3 protein-coding genes are annotated in these 3,218 nt (G+C 63.5%); 1 reads left to right on the forward strand and 2 read right to left on the reverse strand.

All coding sequences use genetic code 11. The features are described 5' to 3' along the window. The coding region (locus K0F85_RS08535) for a hypothetical protein (RefSeq protein ID WP_219115634.1) at positions 1 to 1,075 on the forward strand (1,075 nt) is incomplete at its 5' end. On the opposite strand, the gene K0F85_RS08540 is transcribed toward K0F85_RS08535, so the two are convergent. After that, entirely contained in the window at positions 1,072 to 2,622 is a 1,551-nt protein-coding gene (locus K0F85_RS08540; RefSeq protein WP_257572620.1) for a methyl-accepting chemotaxis protein, read from the reverse strand. The genes K0F85_RS08535 and K0F85_RS08540 overlap by 4 nt on opposite strands. A 60-nt stretch (positions 2,623 to 2,682) precedes the next feature. Then, a partial coding sequence (locus tag K0F85_RS08545; protein WP_306983760.1) for a cache domain-containing protein occupies positions 2,683 to 3,218 on the reverse strand: 536 nt, incomplete at its 5' end.

A 3,218-nucleotide genomic window follows, 5' to 3' on the forward strand; every position in this document is an offset into this window, starting at 1 on the left:
CCTGCCATACCGACATCCCTCCAATAGCGACATGCTGAAACCGCCCCCTGCAACAATTTTACTGTCCTTATGCCTGCTGTCGCCACCCTGCCATGCCGTCGAGGGGCAAACCGCCGCCGGCCACTACCTGACCTTGTACGCCGTGCCCGGCGTGCCGCAAGACGATGACCCGTATTCCTGGAGCACGGTTGGCGGCAAGCAGCTGACCAAAGGCGTGACCAAGGCTGATGGGCGCGCCTATCTCAAGGCAGAGGAGGGCGAAGACACGTATGTCCTGGAAACGCTCAGCATGCGTTGGACGTTTGCCGTACCGGCCCGCTGCTGGCAAGAAGCGCCTGCCGCCTTCCAGTCATGCCTGCAACTCAAGCACAGCACCAGCCAATACGATATCGCCCAGGATGCGGCGAAACTGGCCAGAGAGAAAGATCAACGGGCCAAGGCGGCCGCTTATGTACTGGCGGCCAGGGCCAACGACGATGCGCTGGCCTGGCTGGGCAAGCTGCCGCCGCAGTGGTCGATGGAGGAACACGCCAGGCGCCTGCTGTCCGTCCGTGACAAGATCGCGCAGCATATCGCCAGCGGCCTGCGGCAAGGCGGTTCCGATGCGCGCCAGTTCGTGTGCAAGGCGCCCACGGCCTATGGTGCATTACCGCAGCAGCAAGCCGTGCTGGCCTATCAGGGGCAGCCGCTGCCCGTGGTGCACGCCGGCGCCGTCTGGGATCAACTGCTGGCGGCTGCCGCGCAAGGCAACTGGATGGCGCGCCTGGAAGTGTATTACGCACTGGCCGAGCGCAAGGTGAGCGAACTGAGCTATATGGAGCAGGCGCGCCTGGTGCAATTGATGGAATGGCTGCAGCAACGCGACATCGCCGGCCTGTACAGCTTTTTCAGTGCCCGTAGCATCGGCGAAGGCGCCACGCAAGACCGCGTGGCGCTCCTGGCCGCCATGCAGGGTAGCGTTGCCGACCAGAGCGTCGTGGGCACGCGGCTGCAGGAAGAGGACGATCCTGCGCTGGCGGCGGCAGGCAAGCGGATGCTTGACTGCGCAGCGAAGGCCATGCAGGCACCGCGCTAACGCGCCAGCAGCGGCGGACCGCCATCACCCAGGCGGAAGGCATCGACGACGCGCAGCAAGTCGTGCGCCTGGTCTTGCATGCTTTGCGCGGCGGCGGCAGACTGCTCGACGAGGGCGGCATTGCGCTGGGTCAATTCGTCCATTTCCGTGATGGCATTGTTGACTTCCTCGATGCCCTTGCTCTGGCGCTGGCTAGCCGCCGTGATGTCGTTCATGATCTCCGTCACTTGCTGGACGGAGGCGACGATGTCGCCCATGGTGCGCCCGGCGCTGTCGGCCAGTTCGCTGCCCGTTTCTATCCTGGCAACGGAATCCTCGATCAGCTGCTTGATTTCGCGCGCCGCCGTGGCCGAGCGCTGCGCCAGGCCCCGCACTTCGGTGGCGACGACAGCAAAGCCGCGTCCCTGTTCGCCCGCGCGCGCCGCTTCCACGGCCGCGTTCAAGGCGAGGATATTGGTCTGGAAGGCGATGCCGTCGATGACGGCGATGATATCGACGATGCGCCCGGAACTGGCCTTGAGGGAGCCCATCGTCTCGACCACCTGGCCCACCACGCGGCCGCCTTCCAGCGCCACGTTCGAGGTCGACAGCACCATCTGGTTGGCCTGGTGCGCATGGCTGGCGTTTTCGCGCACGGTATCAGTCAAGGCATGCATCGACGTTGCCGTTTCCTGCAGGGAATGGGATTGCGACTCGGTGCGGGCCGACAAGTCCGCATTGCCGAGCGCGATTTCACTCGCTTCCACCGTGATGGTGGAGCCTGCCTGGCGTATCTCGCCCAATAAAGTATTCCAGTTTTTCACGACGGTAGCCAGGGCCCGCGACAGCTTGCCCACCTCATCGTTGCCCCGGGCATCGATACGCATGGTCAGGTCGCCGGCAGCCAGGCTTTCGGCGGCCCGGCAAGCTTCGTCGATGGGGCCCACCACGGAGCGCGCCACCCAGGTGGCGATCAGGGCGAGCGAGGCGAAGCCGATGGCCATGGTGCCCAGCGACAACCAGCCGGCGCGCTGGCCCGCATTCTTAGTGTCCTGCAGCGCATCGGCTGTGTGGTGATCGAGGTTGAGCAGCACCTGGCGCAGCTGGCTGCGCACTTGCTGGTAGTGCGTGGCGGCATTTTGCATTGCGGCCACGCCCGTATTCGCATCCATCGACGCCAGGTCCAGCGCCTGCGCCACGCTGGCACGGTAGCGCTCGATGCCAGGCAGGGCCTTGGCCGCTTCCGTGGTGGCGCCCGAGAATTTCTTGAGTTCCGTCAAGCCTTGCACGATGGCGTTTAACTGGCCGTCCGTTTGCGCACCAAATTGCTTGAACTGCGCCTCCGACAGACTGGCGGCGATGGCGATCTTCGCATACACATCGGCATGTACCTGGCCCAGGGCGATGGTTTGCTGGTTGGCAAGCCTCTCGGCCGTCAGGGTGACATCTTTCAGTTCGTGCATGCGCTGCTCGTTCTGCTGCATGGCCAAGTAGGACAGGCCTCCCATGGCCAGCAGGCAAGCCAGCGCGACCACCGGGACGATCAACATCTTCTGTGCGATTTTCATTGGAGCCCATATCGTTAAGAAATCGGTGTGTCATCCCGGTGCTGGCGGCACTGCGGCCGGCTACAGGTAGATGCCGCCGCAGACGACGGTATCGGCCAGCTTTTCGCAATACATCACCTTCGGTTCGATCTTCTTGCTTTCCGGATTCGTAAACTTGTATTCCTGCCAGAACGTACCCTTGCTCTTGGCCAGTTCAACGCGCTCCTTGACGAAAGCCTTGCCATCGATATCTTTCAATTCGAGCAAATTTTTACCCACCATTCTCGGGTTGGCGCCATGCGCGGCCACCGTCCCGTCGAGTTTGTAGACCACCAGATACAGGTCGTGCAGGATGAATTGCGGCGACTTGGCCGTGATCTCGCCATACGCCTTGGCGTCGCCGGTGCTCTTGATATAGGCCACGCCTTTCTTGACCATGGCTTCGGCATCGGCGCGCGTGGCGCCGCCTTCGGCGGCGCTGGCGACACCGGGCAGCGTCGCGGCGGAAAACAGGACTGACAGGCAAATGGCAGCGGCGAACTTGGGCATGAGAATCTCCTTCACATTGCGGCAGGGAAAACCGGCGGCGAGCCGGTACGGCGGGGGGGCGTGCTGAC

Origin of the sequence: Janthinobacterium sp. UMAB-56, from assembly GCF_900095265.1 — a bacterium.
Taxonomy (GTDB): Bacteria; Pseudomonadota; Gammaproteobacteria; order Burkholderiales; family Burkholderiaceae_D; genus Janthinobacterium.